The organism is Arthrobacter sp. NPDC093139 (assembly GCF_044754165.1).
GTDB lineage: Bacteria > Actinomycetota > Actinomycetes > Actinomycetales > Micrococcaceae > Arthrobacter.
This window is the reverse complement of sequence record NZ_JBIVOO010000006.1, coordinates 248,958-267,271: the sequence shown is the minus strand read 5'-3', so window position 1 is coordinate 267,271 and position 18,314 is coordinate 248,958. Positions and strand designations below refer to the sequence as shown.

The following is an 18,314-nucleotide window of genomic DNA, read 5'->3' as shown; positions in this document are numbered from 1 at the left end:
GCGGCCGATCGGCCGCGCAGGCGCAGCAGCTGGCATGGGTGGCGAGCGGGCACAGTCGGATCCGGGACAACAAAAAGGCCGGCCTCAGGTGGTGAAACCTGGGACCGGCCTTTTCTGTGGCTTGATTCTTGCGGGCTAGCTGCGGACTACAGCCCGTCCAGCCGCATGATCAACTAGACGCCGTAGTAGAGCTCGAACTCGTACGGGTTCGGGCGCAGGGACAGCGGGCGGATCTCGTTCTCGTACTTGTACTCGATCCAGGTGTCGATCAGGTCCTGGGTGAACACGCCACCGGCCTGCAGGAACTCGTTGTCCTCGCGGAGGGCCTCCAGGGCTTCCTCGAGGGTGCCCGGTGCCTTCGGGATGTCCTTGGCTTCCTCGGCCGGGAGCTCGTAGAGGTCCTTGTCGATCGGAGCCGGCGGCTCAATGCGGTTGCGGATGCCGTCGATGCCGGCCATCAGCTGCGCGGAGAACGCCAGGTACGGGTTGGAGGAGGGGTCCGGAGCGCGGAACTCGATGCGCTTGGCCTTCGGGTTGGAACCCGTGATCGGGATGCGGATACCGGCGGAGCGGTTGCCCTGCGAGTAGACCATGTTGACCGGAGCCTCGAAGCCCTTGACCAGGCGGCGGTAGGAGTTAACCGTCGGGTTGGTGAAGGCCAGCACGGCGGAGGCGTGCTTCAGCAGGCCGCCGATGTACCAGCGTGCGGTGTCGGACAGGCCGGCGTAGCCCTTTTCGTCGTAGAACAGTGGCTCGCCGCCGTTCCACAGCGACTGGTGGCAGTGCATGCCAGAGCCGTTGTCACCGAAAACCGGCTTCGGCATGAACGTAACTGACTTGCCCCAGGCATCAGCCGTGTTCTTGATGACGTACTTGAACTTCTGCAGGTCATCGGCGGCGTGGGTCAGCGTGGTGAACTTGTAGTTGATCTCAGCCTGGCCCGCGGAGCCGACCTCGTGGTGGCTGCGCTCGACGTCAAGGCCGGCTTCATCCAGGGCGACACACATGGCGTCACGCAGGTCAGCCTGCTTGTCGGTGGGTGCGACCGGGAAGTAACCGCCCTTGACAGGGGTCTTGTAGCCCAGGTTGCCGCCTTCTTCCTCGCGGCCGGAGTTCCAGTGGGCTTCTTCAGAATCGATCTTGTAGAAGCTGCCCTGCGGGGAGGACTGGTACTGGACGTTGTCGAAGACGAAGAACTCGGCTTCGGGAGCGAAGAAAGCGGTGTCGGCGATGCCGGTGGAGGCCAGGTAGGCCTCGGCCTTCTCGGCTACGCCACGGGGGTCGCGGTGGTAAGGGTCGCCGGTGCGGGGGTTCACGATGGAGAAGTTCAGCGCAAGGGTCTTCTCCATGCGGAACGTGTCCAGGAAGGCAGTGGTGACATCCGGGATGAGCTGCATGTCCGACTCTGCAATGCCCTGGAAGCCGCGGATGGAAGATCCGTCGAAGAGCTGGCCATTGACGAAGAAGTCGGCATCTACGCTCTTGGCCGGCACATTGAAGTGCTGCTGCACGCCAGGCAGGTCGGTGAAGCGGATATCGACGAACTTAATGTCTTCGTCTTTGATGAACTTGAGGACTTCGTCCGCAGTCTTGAACATCTATGCTCCTTACGCATATGTATTAACTGGCTGGAAGCCAATATGGTCCAGCGCAATCGTGGTCCAGCGCAGACTGACGGGGCGAAAACACAAAAAAGTACCCACGCCTTCAGCTCGCTGGCAACTGTTACCACCCTAGGGACAAGGGATTTCCCGCCGGTGTCGGCATTGTTTCCGGCAGGTTACAGAACCCCCTGATATGTAAACGCTATACGGTGTCCACAGTGTGGTCTATCCGCATCCACACTCTGATCGGTCCGCACGTGCCGGGCAGCCGGTAAACTTGGACGGTGGTAGATCGCAGAGACATTGGCTCCTGGCTGGGCGGACCGGACACGTCCGGTATTTCGAAGTACCCGGGGGAGCGCCTGGGGCTTCCCGAATCGGGCCCCGGATCCATCGCCCGCGCCGGGCGGAGAATCGTGGCGATCATCATCGACTGGACCCTGGCCCTGCTGATCAGCAACTTCCTGTTCGCGGGCAACTCCTGGGCCACGCTGGCCGTGTTCGCTGCCGAACAAGCCCTGCTGATTGGCACCCTTGGCTACAGCATTGGCCACCGCGCCATGGGGATCCATGTTGTCAGGCTTGGCGGTACGCCTGCCGGGCCTGTGGCGGCCTTGGTCCGCACCCTTCTTTTGTGCCTGGTTATTCCTGCCGTGATCTTTGATCCGGACCAGCGGGGTCTTCACGACAAGGCCATGAAGACTGTCCTGATCCGCAGGTAGAGCCAGAGCGGGTAGAGCCAGAGCGGATGAGGTCAGACGTCAGCGGTTTCTTCCTGCGCCGGCTCCCCGACGGTCCGCTCTGCCTCTCCTCCCGCCGTCGCGCCGTCTGCGCTCAGGTGGCCGCGGTTTCCCGCCCAGCGTTCAAACAGCACCGTGGCGAACGGCAGGACGGCCGAGAAGCCCGCGAACAGCGCCACCAGGAACGGCCAGCGCTGCAGGCGCCACAGGGCAAGGGCCGTGATGCCGTAGGCGATGAACAGCGCCCCGTGAACGGGCCCGGCGATTTCCACTCCGAGCTCGGTGGTCTTGGCGATCCATTTGAAGTACATGCCAGTCAGCAGTGCTGCCCAGCTCAGCGCCTCGGCGAGGGCGAGCATCCGGAAGATGCTTATGACGGCGTTTTTTGACGGTAATTTCACAGGTTCTCCGGCATCGTGAGTCGTGTTTCGGCAAAGTCGTATTCAGCGGGCGTATAAAGCGTGGTTGGGCCAAATGAAAACGCCCCGGCAGCCGGAGGGAATCCGGCCGCCGGGGCGGATCAGGAAGTTTAGCGTCCGCGCTGGGGACGGGCCTTGTAGGGGTCGACGCCCTTGGGGATGGGGAGCCGCGTTCCGAGCGACGAGATGCGCTTGGAAACAGCGCTCACCTCGATCTTGGTGAGCTCCTTGTTCAGCTTGTTCATCTTCTTCGCAACCTGGCTGATGGGCGTCTGGCCATCACCCTTGCCGCTCTCAATCACGTGGATGGTCACGTTAGGGAGGATCCGCGCAAGTTTCTTGCGTTCGGCGTCCAGCAGCGGCCTCACCCGGTGCGTGGGGCCCTCGCTGACCAGCACGACGCCGGGACGGCCGATGGCGCGGAACACGGCGTCCTGGGTGCGCGGGTTGACCGCTACCGGCTGCTCTTCGGTGATCCAGCCCCGCTTGAGGGTGCTGAGGGCAGCCCCGGAGGCACCGGGCTGGTTCTCGATCTGGGCGAACGCTGCACGCTCGGCGCGGCGGGACAGGATGAATGTGGCCGCGAGGAAGCCCAGCGGGATGCCTATGATGAGGGCGGTAATCCAGTTTTCCAGCAGGAAGCCGAGGATGAGGCTGACCGCCACGACACCCAGGAAAGCCAGCAGCATGAGCCACGGAACCATCGGATCGTGGCGGCGGGTCATATTGAAGACTTCGCCGATCTGCTTGAGCCGGCTCGGCTTCTTGACCTTTGCCGCCTTGGGCTTGCGCGAGAAGAGTCCGCGCTTGGGGGCGTCAGCCGACGGGGTGTTGTTGCTGGAATCAGGGGATTTCGCCATAGTGCCTTAATTCTACGTGATCCACGACAAAGGGCCGGACCCCGGAGATCCGGCGTCCGGCCCTTTGGCTTAGACAGACAGACGGTGCTAGGAGTGCGCCGCGAGCAGCGAGCTCGCCTCCTGCCGGGTGCTTCCCGAGCTTTCGATGTGCGCCAGTTCGGCAGGGATCTCCCAGCCCTTCTTGCGCATCGCGGTGGCCCACAGCCGGCCGGCGCGGTATGAGGAGCGCACCAGCGGACCGCTCATGACACCGAGGAAGCCGATCTCGTCCGCTTCCTGCTGCAGGTCCACGAATTCCTGCGGCTTGACCCACCGGTCCACCGGAAGGTGCCGCTCGGACGGGCGCAGGTACTGGGTGATGGTGATCAGGTCACAACCGGCCGCGTGCAGGTCCCGAAGCGCCTCGGAAATCTCTTCCCGGGTCTCTCCCATGCCCAGGATCAGGTTGGACTTGGTGACCATGCCCAAGTCGCGCCCCTGCGTGATGACGTCCAGGGAACGCTCGTAGCGGAAGGCGGGACGGATGCGCTTGAAGATGCGCGGCACGGTTTCCACGTTGTGGGCGAAGACCTCCGGCTTGGAGTCGCAGATCGCCTGGATGTGTTCGGGTTTGCCGGAAAAGTCAGGAATGAGGAGCTCGACGCCGGTGCCGGGGTTGAGTTCGTGGATCTTGCGGACTGTTTCCGCATACAGCCAGACACCCTCGTCCTCGAGGTCGTCACGGGCAACGCCGGTGACCGTCGCGTAGCGCAGCTGCATCGCCTGCACCGAACGGGCAACCTTGGTGGGCTCGAACACGTCGACAGGGGAGGGCTTGCCGGTGTCGATCTGGCAGAAGTCACACCGCCGGGTGCACTCGGAGCCGCCGATCAGGAACGTCGCTTCCTTGTCCTCCCAGCACTCGAAGATGTTGGGGCAGCCGGCCTCCTCACAGACAGTGTGAAGACCTTCCTTCTTGACGAGGTTCTTGAGCTGGACGAACTCGGGGCCCATCTGGACCTTGGCTTTGATCCAATCCGGCTTGCGCTCCACCGGGGTGGCCGCATTGCGCTGCTCTATACGCAGCATTTTCCGGCCTTCTGGTGCCAGTGTCACAGTAGAGCTCCTTCGGGGGTTGCAACTAGGGCGTCTTCATTGTTGCGCAGTTCTTCGATGATCCGCGAAACGAGATCTGCCGGAGCCACGTCCCGGCCGGTCTCCTGGGCGATGGTGGTCACGCCGGCATCCGTGATGCCGCAGGCGATGATCTGGCCGTATGGTGCCAGGTCGTTGTTGCAGTTGATGGCGAAGCCGTGCATGGTGACGCCCTGATGGACGCGGATGCCGATGGCGGCGATCTTCCGCGCGGGGCCCTTGGCGTCTTCTTCGATCCAGACACCGGCGCGTCCCTTGATCCGGACGGCAGTGATTCCGTAGTCCGCCAGGACGGCGATGATGACGGCCTCGAGCCGCTCCACGTAGTCACGGATCCCGGCCCGGTTCTTCAGCTTGATGATGGGATACCCCACGAGCTGGCCCGGCCCGTGCCACGTCAGCTTGCCGCCGCGGTCCACCGGAATAACCGGGGTGCCGTCGAAGGGGCGTTCGTGGTCCTCCGTCAGTTTGCCGGCGGTGTAGACAGCGGAGTGTTCGAGCAGGAGTACTGTGCTGGGGGCCTTGCCGGCCAGGACATTCTCGTGGATGTCGCGCTGGAGTTCCCAGGCGTGCGTGTAATCCACGAAATCAGGGGCAAGACCCAGCTGTGTGAACTCAAGAGTCATGGCATCCAGCTTAGACCCGGCCGGCGTCCTGCCGGTCAGTAGTGTGCCCAACCTCTCACGCCTTCGGGGAACCGGGCAGTACCCGGGTCGGCCCCTGTGGATAACTTCTGCAGGAGGTGGTCTTTTCGGGTAGGCATTAAGCCATGGACGATGTGAGTCAGGACACGGATCATTCCGGGAATGGCGAACCGCAGGTTCCCGGCTACCGGGTGTGCCGCCGGCTCGGCAGCGGCGGCAGCGCCGTCGTGTGGCTGGTGACCGAGGAGGTGAGCGGCCGCAAGCTGGCGCTGAAGTGCTTTGGCGCGGCGTCCGGCAGCCCCGGCCCACAGGGCCAAGGGGCGGATTTCGCGGAAGAGGATATCCGCCGGGAAATCCTGATCATGTCCGTCCTTGACCACGGTCACCTGATTAAGCAGCACGACGCCGTCAGTGTCGGCGGGGCCGCGGGCAGCGTCGTCGGGATCCTCATGGACTACGCGCCGGGCGGTTCTCTGCGGCAACTCGTCGGCACCCGTGGCAGGCTCAGCGTCGGGGAAACTGTGACTGTGCTGACGCCCGTCGCCCAGGTACTGGCTTATCTGCACGGCCAGGGATTCACCCATTCGGATGTGTCGCCCGGAAACGTGCTCTTCTCCGGACATGGAAAACCGCTCCTCGCCGACCTTGGCCTGGCGCGGATGGTGGGGGATCCTGTCGGCGTTTCCGAACGTGGAACGGACGGATTTCGCGATCCTTCACCCGTGGATGCGCTCAGGGCGGGCCTGCAGCCCGGCCGCGATGTGTACGCGGCCGCCGCGCTGGGCTGGTACTGCCTCACCGGATCGCCGCCGCTCCCTGCCCCGGACAGGCCGCCGCTTTCGCTGTTGGTGCCCGGCGTTCCGGCCGAACTCGCCGCCGCTCTGGAGGCAGGCCTGAGCGAGGACCGGCGGCGGCGCCCGGACGCCGCGGAATTGGCCACGGCCATCTATCGGAGCGCAGCCGCCGTACCGGTCGACCTTTCGCGCTCGGTGCATCCGACCGTCTTGCCGGAACTGCTGACCCGCACGCCGGAGCCACGGGCCCGCGGACGCATGCGGGAACGGCTCGGCGCCTGGCGGAGGCGCCTTCGTACATCGGCGCCCGCCATGGCGGTCCCGGAGCACCCGGTCACAGCCACAGGACTGCGTGGTGGCCGGCTTCGGGCAACATCCGTGGCCGGTGATCCGGGAGACCAGCCGCCCGCCAGGCGCGGCCGGCACGCCCGGTCGCGGCAGGATCCGCCGCTCTCCGCGCTGCCGCACCCCTCGCCGCATGCGGCCGCCGCACGCCGCCGTCGGAAAGCCGCCTGGGCAGGCCTGCTGGCCGTGGCCGTCATTGCCGGCGCGTGGCTGCTGTTGCCGCCGCCATCGGACCCGGTTCCGGGCGGCAGCACCGCCGCCGGGCCTTCCCTCGTACGCGACAGCACGCCGGCGCCGGCGCCGGCCGCAGCCCCGGCCAGGATTCCGGATGCCGTCCGCAGCCAACTCCACGCAGGAAACCCAGCGGAAGCCGTCAAAGGGCTGGCCTGGCTGCGGTCCAAAGCCCTGAGTGAGGGAAGGCTGGAACTCCTCGCCGAGGTCAACGCACCAGGCTCGGCCGCCGCGGCCGCAGACCGGGGGCTCAGTACCCGGCTGCAGGACTCCCGGACGGTGCTGGCTGGGTTCACCACCAGCCTCGCGGGCATCCGACGCCTGCCGGAAAGCACAGGGACACGGGCGGTGGTCGCCGTGACCGCCACAACGTCCGGATATGTGGAGCGGTCTGCGGCCGGGGACGTGGTGGCGACCGGCCAGCCCCAGCAGCCCCTCGATCTGCGGCTGGTCCTGCTCCGCATGGACGGCAAGTGGCTCGTCGCAGAGATCCTGCCGGGGCCGTGACCTAACCGATGCTGCAGGCCGGCTCCTCCCGGGACCCGGGCGTCCCTTCAGGCACCGCTTCACGCGTGCCTTCAGGCGCCGCCTCAGGCGTGGCCGACAACCCATTCTGCGGCCTGCCGCAGCGTCGGATGCCGCCACACGAATCCGGCCTCCTTCAGCCGGGCAGGCTCCACTTTCTGGCTGGCCAGCAGGAGTTCGTCGGCCAGCTTGCCCATCACCAGCCGCAAGACCGGCGAAGGGACCCGAAACAGTGCGGGCCTGTGCAGGGCCCGGGCCAGTTCCCCCACCAGAGCGTTGACGTCAGCGGGTTCCGGGGCAGAGACGATGACCGGACCGGAGAGTGGAGACGTCAGGAGGAAACCGAAAGCGGCGGAGAGATCCGGCTGGGTGATCCAAGGCCAGTACTGCCTGCCGTTGCCAAGCGGGCCGCCGACGCCCAGACGCAGCAGCGGCAGCAGCCTGCCCAGGGCTCCGCCAGACCGGCTGAGCACCACCGCCGTCCGCGGGGTCACCACGCGGACACCGGCCGGTGCCTCATGCGCGGCGGCTTCCCACTCAGCGCAGATCCGAGCCAGGATGCCGGAACCGGCGGGCGACTCCTCGTGCAGGGAGGTCATCCCCGCGTCTCCGTAATAGCCTGTTCCCGACTGGCTGATGAAGGTTTTCGGCGGCGCGTCCAGGTGCTGCATTGCCGTGGCCAGGGTCCGCGTCGGCCCGAGCCGTGAGCGGAAGAGCTCGTCAATCCGCCGGCCCGTCAAGGGCCGGTCGCCGATGCCTGCCCCGCACAGGTTGATGACGGCGTCGGCCCCTTCAAGGCAGGAGGGGTCGATGTGGCCGGCAGCCGGGTCCCAGCGAACTTCCGCCGGTGAGGCAGGGGTCCTCCTGACCAGTCGCGTCACATCGTGGCCGTCAGCTACCAGACGGGCGGAAAGATCGGTACCGAGGAGCCCTGAGGCGCCGGCCAAGACGATACGCATGATCCATCTCACCACGCCCCGGCACGGCAGGGCACCTCCCCGCCGCCCTTGTTGACATTGACTATGATCGAACGATGACCTCTTCGAGCTACTTCCGATTCCCGCATGTTCACGGCGATCTGGTCACGTTTGTGGCCGAGGACGATGTCTGGATCGCGCCCCTCGGCGGAGGCCGTGCCTGGCGGATTTCTTCCCTGCAGCTCCCGGCCCGCAACCCGCGGTTCACACCGGACGGCAAGAAGCTTGTCTGGACGGTGGTGCAGGGGACGGCACCCGAGGTGGTCATCGCGGATGTCGACGGCGGCGGGTACCGCCAGCTGACCTACTTCGGCCACAGCACCACCAGGGTTAAAGGGTTCACAGCTTCCGGTGACGTGGTGGTCACCAGTGCGTTCCGCCAGGCGGAGGGCAGGTTGACTCACGCCTACAGTCTGCCGACGGAGGGCGGCTGGGCCGAGGAACTGCCCTTCGGGCCCGTGGAGTCCGTCGCCTTCGGCCCCGAGGTCGGAGACGAGAAGCCTGTCGTCGTGGCCAGCGTCCTGTCGCGGGAACCCGCCTGGTGGAAGCGCTACCGCGGCGGGACGGCCGGCAAGCTCTGGATTGATGCCGACGGCAACGGTGAGTTCGCCCGGCTGCTCCCGGACCTGGACGGCAATCTCGCCGACCCCATGTGGGTTGAGGGGCGCATTGCCTTCCTCTCCGACCATGAGGGCTACGGCAACCTGTACTCGGTCCTGCCCAATGGAACGGACCTCCGGCGCCATACGGACCATGAAGACTTCTATGTTCGCCACGCAGCGACGGACGGCAAACGCGTCATTTTCGAGTCGGCCGGCGAGCTGTGGATTCTTCACGACCTTTCCTCTGACGCCGTCCGGCTGGAGATTTCGCTGGGATCGGCCTCCCAGGGCCGCCGTCCCTCCCTGCTCAAGGTCGACAAGCACCTCGGTGACGTCCGGCCTGACGCCTCGGGAGCGGCCAGCGCCGTCGAGGCGCACGGAACCATCCATTGGCTGAAGCACAAGGACGGACCTTCCCGGGTGGTGGAAGCCACTCCGGGAGTCCGGGCCAGGCTGCCGCGTCCCTTGACGGAGGGCCGCATCGCCTACGTAGCGGACCACGATGGGGACGAAGCGCTGTTCATCAAGGAGATCGCCCCCCGGGTTGAGGTACAGGGCGCACGGGTTGACCGTGCAGCCCCGGTCAGGGGGAAGTTCGCGGAACAGCAGTCATCCGGGACTCCGGCGCTGCCGTTGCCCAGCCCCGTCCCCGCGGCCGGCCCCGCCGGCCAGCGAATTAATGTGGCCGTGGCGGACGATTCGCAGGCGGACGTCGCTCCGGCTGCCGGCGCAGAGGACCAGGATGGCCCGGACGCCGGCACGCTCGCCGAGGGCCAGGCCCAGGCCCGCTCCGCAGCCCAGGCGCCGATCCGGATTGCCTTCCCGAAACCCTCGCGGGCCAGCGCCATGGAAACCAGCCCCGATGGCCGCTGGGTTGCCCTGGGCACCGCGTTCGGCGACATCTATGTGGCCGATACGCGTGTGGGTTCGTTTTCCGCGTTGACCAGCATCGGCGAAGGCAGCATCGAAGAACTGTGCTGGTCGCCGGACTCTGCCTGGCTGGCCTGGTCGGAACCTGTGACGTCGTTCGGCTCCCGCAGCCGCCTCCGGCTGGCCCACGTCGGCACCGGGACGGATAAGCCCGAGATCATCTCGGTGACGGACGGCCGTTTCCGCGACCACTCGCCGTCGTTCACGCCGGACGGCAAGTTCCTCGCCTTCCTGTCCAACCGGAGCTTCGATCCGGTCTACGACGGTCATTCCTTTGACCTCTCCTTCCCCAGCCCGATCAAGCCTTACCTCGTCGCGCTGGCTGCGGACACGGCGTCGCCCTTCGGCCCGAGCGTGGACCTTTCCTTCGAACCGGGGTCGGACCAGGACGGCGACGCCCGGGAGTCCGGGCAGCAGGCGCCGCTCAGCGTTGACGCCGATGGTCTCTCGCACCGCGTCGTCAGCGTCCCCGTTCCGCAGGGAAACTACTCCTCGCTGACGGCGGTTGACGGTGCGCTGCTGTGGCTGGACAGCCCGCTGGCCGGCGTGACCGGTGACGGCAAAGCCAGCCTGGAGGACAAGAACGCGGCGCCCAGCCTGGTCCGGTTCGATCTGGCCAAGCGCAAGAGCGCCACCCTTGTGGACGCGCTGGACAGCTACCTCGTCTCCGCCGACGGCAAGAAGGTGGTGGTTATCCACGACAAGCAGATCCGGGTTGTCCCGTCCGACGCGAAGGCCGACGAGGAATCCGGCCAGGTGGTCAAGGTGGACCTTGCCCGTGTCCGAGTGCTGATGGAACCGCTGAGGGTGTGGGGACAGGCCTTTGATGAGGCATGGCGGCTGCAGCGCGACTTCTTCTGGACCGAGGACATGGCAGGCCAGGACTGGGAGTCCATCCACAAGCGCTACCGGCCTTTGGTCGACAGGCTCGGCTCCCACGACGACCTCGTGGACCTGCTCTGGGAACTCCATGGCGAGCTCGGCACGTCCCATGCATACGTCCGGCCGGCAGCCGCCACAGAGGACGGCGGCAACGGACAGGGCCGACTCGGCGCGGACCTTGCATTTACCGGCGAGGGCTGGGAAATTGTCCGCATCCTCGCCGGCGAATCGTCGGATCCGCTGGCGACCTCGCCGCTGTCCCGCCCTGGCGCCGCTGCCAAGGCCGGCGACGTCCTGCTTGCCGTCGACGGCGTCCAGCTCACCGATAGCCTGACTCCGGCCATGCAATTGGTCGGCGCGGCCGGGCGGACGGTGGAACTGACGCTCCGCAACGGTGCCGGCCACGGCCCGGCGGCCGGCGAGCAGCGACGTATTGCTGTGGTCCCCATCAAGGACGAGGAGCGCCTTCGCTACCAGGACTGGGTGGCCGCGAACCGCCGGACCGTGCGGGAGGCGTCCGAAGGAAACTTCGGCTACCTGCACGTCCCCGACATGATGGCCAACGGCTGGGCCCAGCTGCACCGTGACCTGGACACCGAAACAGCGCTGGACGGGCTGATCGTTGACGTGCGCCGGAACCGCGGCGGGCACACCTCCCAGCTGGTGGCTGAGCTGATCGGCCGCAAGGTGACGGGCTGGAGCATGCCGCGCGGCGAGAAGCCCCGGACCTATCCGCACCACGCACCGCGCGGCCCGGTCATAATCCTCACCGACGAGTTCGCGGGGTCCGACGGTGACATCATCACGCAGGTGTCGAAGCTGAGGGGCATCGGCCCCGTGATCGGGACCCGGACATGGGGCGGAGTGGTGGGGATCGACAGCCGCTTCACCCTCGCGGACGGCACCGGCGTCACCCAGCCGCGCTACGCCACCTGGTTTGGCGGCGGGGTGGGCTGGAACGTCGAGAACTATGGAGTTGCCCCGGACATCGAGGTGACGTTCCCGCCGCATGCCTACGCTGCCGGCCGGGATCCGCAACTGGAGTACGGCATCGGAGCGCTGAAGGAAATGGTCCAGGAGATCCCCACGGACCGTCCGCCGGCACGCGAGGGTTACCGCCGGCTGCGGCCCGGGCGGTTGCCTGCCCGCCAGAACGCCGACGGCTGACACGGCCGCCGATGGCAGCTGCCGGCTGACGCCATAAGTAAAGGCCCTGGGCCCGAACTGGATTCTCCAGAACGGGCGCAGGGCCTTTGCTTGTGCGGCACTCCGCTGCCCGCAGCAGCGGAGGCCGGCAATCAGGAAGCGGCGAGCGTGGCGTCGAGGGTGATGTCGATGCTGGCGAGGGCGCCGGAGACCGGACAGCCTACCTTGGCTTCCGCAGCGATCTTCTGGAACTCATCTTCCGAGATGCCGGGAACCTTGGCGTTCAGGGTCAGGTGGCTGCCGGTAATGCCCGTGCCGGGCACGAAGGTGACATCCGCCTTGGTGTGCACCTCTTCCGGCGTGTGGCCAGCCTGGGCGAGCGCGTGGCTGAACGCCATGGAGAAGCAGGCGGAGTGGGCGGCGGCGATCAGCTCTTCCGGGCTGGTTTTGCCTTCAGCGGCTTCGGTGCGGGCCTTCCAGGTGACCTCGTAGGTACCCAGGCCGGAGCTGTCGAGCGTCGTGTTGCCGGCACCCGTCATCAGGTCGCCGTTCCATACAGTGTGTGCGGTGCGTGTTGCTGCCATGTCCACTCCTAAGCTTGGGTTCAATTCAGGATCCGGCTGACGCCCGGTCCTTCCTGCACAATCCTAGGGACTAGCCGGCCCCCTTGCACGGATTGTCCGCTGTCAGAGGATTATGACCGGAGGTCCGGCGAAAGCGTCCCGCCTTGCGCCGGAAACGACGACGACGACGCACCCTCCGCTTGGGTTCCAGCGGTCGGTGCGTCGCCCTCGTCTTTCCCTTGGGGGAATGTCCCTTGCGGGAGAGTCCCTTACAGGAGAGCGGCTACTGCCAGAGAGTGGCGATCCCGATGTTCAGGAGGGCCAGGCCGCCGACGGCGTGCGCGAGGCCGGCTGAGACGGGCTCGTCCTTCTTGTACTTGCGCCGGCCGATGAAGGCCAGCACGCCGACGGCCAGGCCGATGGCGAACTTGATGCCCAGCTTGAAGTAGTTGGCGTCCATATCCAGGGCGGGGATCAGGCCCATCATGGCGATGCCCGTGAGCAGCTGAAGCGCGGCGCCGTCGAACTGCCGGGGGTGGACCGTTGGCTTCTTCATGTTGCCGATCCAGATGCCGACGATCATGGCGGCGCCGACGATGTGCAGGAAGACCATGATGTTGTAGACGATGTTCATGGCACCAGTGTAGCCAGCTCCTTCTACGCTCCGTAGTAATGCCTGCGGTGGGTCGGCGCGCGAAACGCAGGGCACGAAAAAAGCGGCGGCCACTCCGGGTGCGGCGGTTTCCCACCGGTACCGGACTGGCCGCCGCCTTATGCAGCGTGCGGAGGCTAGAGTCCCAGGTCCGCTTCGAACGCGCCCTCTTCGAGGCGTGCCTTCAGCGTCTGCAGGAAGCGTCCGGCGTCCGCGCCGTCCACGAGGCGGTGGTCGTACGTCAGCGACAGGTACATCATGGAGCGGATGGCGATGGAGTCATCGCCGTTTGCGTCCTGTACAACCACGGGGCGCTTCACGATGGCGCCGGTGCCCAGGATGCCGACCTGCGGCTGGTTGATGATCGGGGTGTCGAACAGGGCGCCCACAGACCCGATGTTGGTGATGCTGAACGTTCCGCCGGACAGTTCGTCCGGACCGATCTTGCCGTTGCGGGTGCGGTCTGCGACGTCCGCGATCTTGCCGGCCAGGCCGGCAAGGTTCAGCGTGCCGGCGTCGGAAATGACGGGGACGAGCAGGCCCTTGTCAGTGTCGACGGCAATCGCCAGGTGTTCGGCGTTGTGGTACGTGATTTCCTGCTTGTCTTCGTCGTACGCAGCGTTGAGCTTGGGGTGCTGCTTCAGGGCCTCGGCCACGGCCTTGGCGATGAACGGCAGGAACGTGAGCTTGGTGCCGTTCTGGGCCTGGAACGAGTTCTTGGCCTGGAGGCGGAGCTTGGCCACCTTCGTCATGTCCACTTCGTGCACCTGGGTCAGCTGGGTGGAGATATCCAGTGACTCGCGCATGCGGCGGGCAATGACTTGGCGGATGCGCGGAGCCTTCTGCGTGGTGCCGCGCAGCGACGACGACGCGGCGGAAGCTGCTGTAGGGGCGGAAGCGGCGGGGGCGGCCGGTGCTTCCGGGACAGGCTTGGCCTCAGCGGCGGCCAGGACGTCCTGCTTGCGGATACGGCCGCCGACGCCGGTGCCGGACAGGGCGGAAATGTCCACACCGTGCTGGTTGGCCAGCTTGCGGACCAAGGGAGTGACGTATCCGGATTCGCCACCCGCGGCGGGTGCCTCGGCGGGTGCTTCGGCGGGCGCGGCCTGGGCGGCGGGAGCCGGAGCTGCCTGTGCCGGTGCAGCCTGCGCGGGAGCTGCCTGCTCCGGTGCAGCCGGTGCCGGTGCTTCGGCCGGCTTTTCCGCGGCGGGGGCCTCTGCGGGCTTCTCAGGTGCTGCGGCGGGAGCGGCGGCAGGAGCGGCAGCGCCGGAGCCGATCACGGCGAGAATGGAGCCGACCTCAGCGGTTTCGTCTTCGTTGACGCGGATTTCCTGGAGGGTACCGGCAACAGGGGACGGGATTTCGGTGTCGACCTTGTCGGTGGAAACCTCGAGCAGCGGCTCGTCGACTTCGACGGAGTCGCCAACAGCCTTGAGCCAGCGCGTCACGGTGCCCTCGGTGACGCTTTCACCCAGCGCGGGGAGCGTCACTTCGTGGGACTCGCCGGAGGAGGCAGGGGCTTCTGCGGCGGGGGCTTCCTGGGCGGGGGCTTCTTCAGCGGGAGCCTGCGCCGGTGCTTCCTGGACGGGGGCCTCGGCGGTTTCTGCAGCCGGCGCCTCTTCGGCGGGGGCGGCATCAGCGGGAGCGGATCCGCCGCTGGCTCCGTCACCGATGCGGACCAGGGGAGCACCAACTTCTGCGGTCTCGTCTTCGGCAACGAGGATTTCCTCGATGACGCCGGCGATCGGAGAGGGGATTTCAGTGTCTACTTTGTCGGTGGAGACTTCGAGCAGCGGCTCGTCCACCTCTACCCGGTCACCTACCTGCTTGAGCCAGCGGGTGACAGTTCCTTCGGTGACGCTCTCACCGAGGGCGGGCAAGTTAACGGATTCAGACATGTCGTCCCCGTTCTCCTTATTGATTTTGTGCGGATGATTGCTGGCGTGTTCGAGCTTAGTGCACCCTGCGGATCATGCCGGGTGCACTAAGCACTGGGGTATTTGCGGAGCTGCTTAGCCGTGGAGGGCTTTGCCCGCGAGGGCGAGGTGGGCTTCGCCCAGCGCCTCGTTCTGGGTGGGGTGGGCGTGCAGCAGCTGGGCCACATCCTCGGGGTAGGCTTCCCAGTTCACGATCAGCTGGGCTTCGCCGATCTGCTCGCCCATGCGGGATCCGATCATGTGGACGCCGACGACGGGGCCGTCCTTCTGGCGGACCAGCTTGACGAGGCCGCCCGTGCCCAGGATGGAGCTCTTGCCGTTGCCGGCGAGGTTGTATTCCTGGATCTCGACCTGGTCATCGCCGAACTTGGCCTTGGCGCCCTTTTCGGTGTAGCCGACCGTGGCGATCTCCGGCTCGCAGTAGGTGACCTTGGGGATGTTGACGTCTTCGACGATGACGGGCTTTAGGCCCGCGATTTCCTCGGCGACGAAGATGCCCTGCTGGTAGCCGCGGTGGGCCAGCTGGACACCGGGGACGATGTCGCCGACGGCGTAGATGTTGCCGACGCCGGTGTGCAGGCGCTCGTTGGTGATGACGAAGCCGCGGTCGATGGTGATACCGGCCTCTTCGTAGCCGAGGTTGGCTGTTACCGGGCCGCGGCCGACGGCCACGAGCAGCAGTTCCGCTTCGAAGGTCTTGCCGTCAACCAGTGTGACCTTGACGCCGTTGTCGTCCTGCTCGACGCCCTGGAAGAAGGTGCCGGTGGAGAACTTGATGCCGCGCTTCTTGAAGGCGCGTTCGAGGTTCTTCACGATGGTGGTGTCCTCGTTGGGGACCAGCGAGGGCAGGCCTTCAACGATGGTGACGTCCACGCCGAAGGAGTTCCACACGGAGGCGAACTCCACGCCGATGACGCCGCCGCCCAGGACGATGACGCTCTTGGGGATGTAGTCCATGGTCAGGGCTTCGTCGGACGTGATGACGCGTCCACCGATTTCCAGGCCCGGGAGGGAGCGGGAGTAGGAGCCCGTGGCGAGGACGATGTTCTTGCCCTTGTAGGCGGTGCCGTTCACGACGACGGTGTCGGTGCCCTGAAGCTTGCCCTCACCCTCGATGACGGTGATGCCCTTGGACTTGATGAGGCCCTGCAGTCCCTTGAACTTGCCGGCGACGATTCCGTCCTTGTAGGCGTTGACGGCCGTGATGTCGATGCTGTCAAGGGTGACGTTCACACCGTACTTGGCGGAGTCGCGGGCGTGATCAGCCAGCTCGGCCGAGTGCAGCAGTGCTTTGGTGGGGATACAGCCGTTGTGCAGGCAGGTTCCACCGAGTTTGGCCTTCTCCACGAGGCCCACGGTGAAGCCAAGCTGAACGGCCCGGAGGGCGGTGGCGTATCCGCCGCTGCCGCCACCGAGTACCAGGATGTCGAATTCTTGCGCAGTTGCCTGATCGGCCACTTAGACGCTCCCTCGCGTGAACGATGACACGAGAGTACGCATCATCTGGTCTTGGAACTTGCTCTGCCGTGATTATGCCAGCAGGCCTGTTCCCTTTCATTTGTGACTACCGTGGTTCACCTTAGCGAACCACTTATCCATGCTCCACCTTGCCGGGACATTTGTGGAGCGCTTGTGTCGAGTGTCACGCGGGGGTGTGGCGGACGGATCATGCCGGCCGCCACACCCCGGCACACCGCCGGAGACACGCCCCGGGGCAGAACCGGTCAGGCTCCGGTGAGGAGGTCCTCGGCGTACGCCACGAGCGTGCGGACGGTGCAGCCCGTGCCCTGTTTGGGTGTGTAGCCGTAGGGTGCGCCGTTGTTGAAGGAGGGGCCGGCGATGTCGATGTGCGCCCAGGGGATCGGCTGGCCGTCCTTGCCCTTGCCCACGAATTCGCGCAGGAACACGGCGGCCGTCATCATGCCGCCATGGCGTTCGCCGATGTTGGCGAGGTCGGCCACCTGGGAGTCCAGGCTGGGCCGCAGCTCTTCCGGCAGCGGCATGGGCCAGATGAGCTCCCCCGCGCGGTCGGCCGCCACCTTCAGGGGACCGGTGACACTGTCTGCGCCCATGACACCTGCCGTGCGGTTTCCGAGCGCGATCAGCTGCGCCCCCGTCAGCGTCGCGACGTCGATGATCGCGTCCGGGTATTCCTGGCTCGCCGCGACAATGCCGTCGGCCATGACCAGCCGGCCTTCGGCGTCAGTGTTAAGGACCTCGACAGTCTTGCCCCCGAACATCGTGAGGACGTCCGCCGGACGGGAGGCCGCGCCCGAGGGCATGTTCTCCGCAATGCACAGCCAGGCGGTCGCCTTCACGGGCAGGCCCAGGCCGGCGAGGGTCAGCACTGTATTAAGTACGACGGCGGCACCCGCCATATCGCTCTTCATGTCACCCATGCCGAGGGCGGGCTTGATGGAAATGCCGCCGGTGTCGAACGTGATGCCCTTACCGACGAGGGCGATTTTCCGGGTGGCCTTCGCCGGAGCATATTCGACCTTGACCAGGCGGGGCTGGCGCGAGGAGCCTTTGCCGACGCCCATGATGCCTCCGAAGCCTTCCTTCTCGAGGCGCTTCTCGTCCCACACGGTCACCTTGACGGGCAGTCCCTTGGCCAGTTCCTTGGCGGCGTCGGCGAACGATTCCGGATAGAGGTGGCTGGGCGGCTGGTTCACCAGCGAGCGGGTCGCGTTGACGGCCTTCCCAAGGAGCGCGGCGCGTTTCAGGGCGGGTTCAAGGGCCTTGTCGCCGGCCAGGTCCGTGAAGATCACCGCATTGCGGACGGGATCCTTCAGCCCGTCCTTGGACGAGCGGTACTCGGTGAAAGAATAGGCGCCCAGCGCCGCGCCCTCGGCGACGGCCGCGACGTCGGCGACATCCGCCGTCGGGAAGGCCAGTGTGACCGTGGTGAGTCCCGCCAACTGGCGGACTGCGGAACCGGCTGCACGGCGCAGCGCCTCATGGGTCAGCCGCTGGCCTGCGCTGATCTTGCCTACGCCTGCCAGCACGACGACGCCGTTGCCTGCCTCGGGAAGACCCGGGAGGCGGACAGTCTGGTCAGCCGCCCCGGTGATGCCAAGAACCTTCAACGATTCGGCCAGTGCTTCGGCCGACTTGGCCGTCAGCGGATTCTCAAGCAGGACGGGGCCGTCGGCCCCCTGTCCCACGCCGATGACGACGGCGTCGCTGGCGGCCTTCTTGAGGTCGCGCGCAATGGCGCTAAGGTTGATTTCGCTATTCTTGACCACGAGGATCAGTCCTCAATTCTCTGTGACGATTCGTGCAGGAAGTGCAATGCAAAGGCGCCCTTCCAGGGGTGCCCCGGAGCC

At 66.3% G+C, this 18,314-nt stretch carries 14 protein-coding genes; 3 read left to right on the top strand and 11 right to left on the bottom strand.

Annotated features, from left to right (window positions below; genetic code table 11):
• Positions 1–173: 173 nt before the first annotated feature.
• Entirely contained in the window at positions 174–1,598 is a 1,425-nt protein-coding gene (gene glnA, locus ACIP90_RS12330) for a type I glutamate--ammonia ligase (RefSeq protein WP_400579593.1), read from the bottom strand.
• Between the two features lie 290 nt (positions 1,599–1,888).
• On the opposite strand from glnA, the gene ACIP90_RS12325 reads away from it, so the two are divergent.
• Positions 1,889–2,326: an RDD family protein gene (locus ACIP90_RS12325; RefSeq protein WP_400579592.1), complete on the top strand. Its 438-nt coding sequence runs from the start codon at positions 1,889–1,891 to the stop codon at positions 2,324–2,326.
• A gap of 32 nt (positions 2,327–2,358) precedes the next feature.
• Here ACIP90_RS12325 and ACIP90_RS12320 read toward each other — a convergent pair whose 3' ends face one another.
• From ACIP90_RS12320 to lipB, 4 genes are all read right to left on the bottom strand, one after another.
• Entirely contained in the window at positions 2,359–2,745 is a 387-nt protein-coding gene (locus ACIP90_RS12320; protein WP_400579591.1) for a DUF3817 domain-containing protein, read from the bottom strand.
• A gap of 128 nt (positions 2,746–2,873) precedes the next feature.
• Entirely contained in the window at positions 2,874–3,623 is a 750-nt protein-coding gene (locus ACIP90_RS12315; protein WP_400579590.1) for a DUF4191 domain-containing protein, read from the bottom strand.
• Between the two features lie 87 nt (positions 3,624–3,710).
• On the bottom strand, positions 3,711–4,718 hold the full coding sequence (gene lipA / locus ACIP90_RS12310; protein WP_400579589.1) for a lipoyl synthase: 1,008 nt from the start codon (positions 4,716–4,718) through the stop codon (positions 3,711–3,713).
• Positions 4,715–5,383, bottom strand: a complete 669-nt coding sequence (gene lipB, locus ACIP90_RS12305; RefSeq protein WP_400579588.1) for a lipoyl(octanoyl) transferase LipB — start codon at positions 5,381–5,383, stop codon at positions 4,715–4,717. Before lipB ends, lipA begins: the two co-directional genes overlap by 4 nt.
• Before the next feature lie 143 nt (positions 5,384–5,526).
• Between lipB and ACIP90_RS12300 the strand changes: the two genes are divergently transcribed.
• Entirely contained in the window at positions 5,527–7,278 is a 1,752-nt protein-coding gene (locus ACIP90_RS12300) for a serine/threonine protein kinase (RefSeq protein ID WP_400579587.1), read from the top strand.
• An 83-nt stretch (positions 7,279–7,361) separates the two neighbouring features.
• Here ACIP90_RS12300 and ACIP90_RS12295 read toward each other — a convergent pair whose 3' ends face one another.
• Entirely contained in the window at positions 7,362–8,255 is an 894-nt protein-coding gene (locus ACIP90_RS12295; protein ID WP_400579586.1) for a TIGR01777 family oxidoreductase, read from the bottom strand.
• A 74-nt stretch (positions 8,256–8,329) separates the two neighbouring features.
• On the opposite strand from ACIP90_RS12295, the gene ACIP90_RS12290 reads away from it, so the two are divergent.
• On the top strand, positions 8,330–11,854 hold the full coding sequence (locus tag ACIP90_RS12290; RefSeq protein WP_400579585.1) for a S41 family peptidase: 3,525 nt from the start codon (positions 8,330–8,332) through the stop codon (positions 11,852–11,854).
• A gap of 131 nt (positions 11,855–11,985) precedes the next feature.
• Here the strand turns inward: ACIP90_RS12290 and ACIP90_RS12285 are convergent, their stop codons facing one another.
• From ACIP90_RS12285 to ACIP90_RS12265, 5 genes are all read right to left on the bottom strand, one after another.
• Positions 11,986–12,417, bottom strand: a complete 432-nt coding sequence (locus ACIP90_RS12285) for an OsmC family protein (protein ID WP_400579584.1) — start codon at positions 12,415–12,417, stop codon at positions 11,986–11,988.
• Between the two features lie 262 nt (positions 12,418–12,679).
• Positions 12,680–13,030: a hypothetical protein gene (locus ACIP90_RS12280; RefSeq protein WP_400579583.1), complete on the bottom strand. Its 351-nt coding sequence runs from the start codon at positions 13,028–13,030 to the stop codon at positions 12,680–12,682.
• Positions 13,031–13,185: 155 nt separating this feature from the next.
• A complete protein-coding gene (gene sucB, locus ACIP90_RS12275) occupies positions 13,186–14,946 on the bottom strand; it encodes a 2-oxoglutarate dehydrogenase, E2 component, dihydrolipoamide succinyltransferase (RefSeq protein ID WP_400579582.1) in 1,761 nt (586 codons plus the stop codon).
• A gap of 114 nt (positions 14,947–15,060) precedes the next feature.
• A complete protein-coding gene (lpdA, locus tag ACIP90_RS12270; RefSeq protein WP_400579581.1) occupies positions 15,061–16,443 on the bottom strand; it encodes a dihydrolipoyl dehydrogenase in 1,383 nt (460 codons plus the stop codon).
• 266 nt (positions 16,444–16,709) lie between these two features.
• Positions 16,710–18,233, bottom strand: a complete 1,524-nt coding sequence (locus ACIP90_RS12265; RefSeq protein WP_400579580.1) for a leucyl aminopeptidase — start codon at positions 18,231–18,233, stop codon at positions 16,710–16,712.
• Between the last annotated feature and the right edge of the window lie 81 nt (positions 18,234–18,314).

What these genes read in the sequence shown, in the direction of transcription:
- glnA (WP_400579593.1), bottom strand. Translation starts at nt 1,598, where the DNA reads ATGTTCAAGACTGCGGACGAAGTCCTCAAGTTCATCAAAGACGAAGAC.
- ACIP90_RS12315 (WP_400579590.1), bottom strand. Translation starts at nt 3,623, where the DNA reads ATGGCGAAATCCCCTGATTCCAGCAACAACACCCCGTCGGCTGACGCC.
- lipB (WP_400579588.1), bottom strand. Translation starts at nt 5,383, where the DNA reads ATGACTCTTGAGTTCACACAGCTGGGTCTTGCCCCTGATTTCGTGGAT.
- ACIP90_RS12300 (WP_400579587.1), top strand. Translation starts at nt 5,527, where the DNA reads ATGGACGATGTGAGTCAGGACACGGATCATTCCGGGAATGGCGAACCG.
- ACIP90_RS12295 (WP_400579586.1), bottom strand. Translation starts at nt 8,255, where the DNA reads ATGCGTATCGTCTTGGCCGGCGCCTCAGGGCTCCTCGGTACCGATCTT.
- ACIP90_RS12290 (WP_400579585.1), top strand. Translation starts at nt 8,330, where the DNA reads ATGACCTCTTCGAGCTACTTCCGATTCCCGCATGTTCACGGCGATCTG.
- ACIP90_RS12285 (WP_400579584.1), bottom strand. Translation starts at nt 12,417, where the DNA reads ATGGCAGCAACACGCACCGCACACACTGTATGGAACGGCGACCTGATG.
- ACIP90_RS12280 (WP_400579583.1), bottom strand. Translation starts at nt 13,030, where the DNA reads ATGAACATCGTCTACAACATCATGGTCTTCCTGCACATCGTCGGCGCC.
- sucB (WP_400579582.1), bottom strand. Translation starts at nt 14,946, where the DNA reads ATGTCTGAATCCGTTAACTTGCCCGCCCTCGGTGAGAGCGTCACCGAA.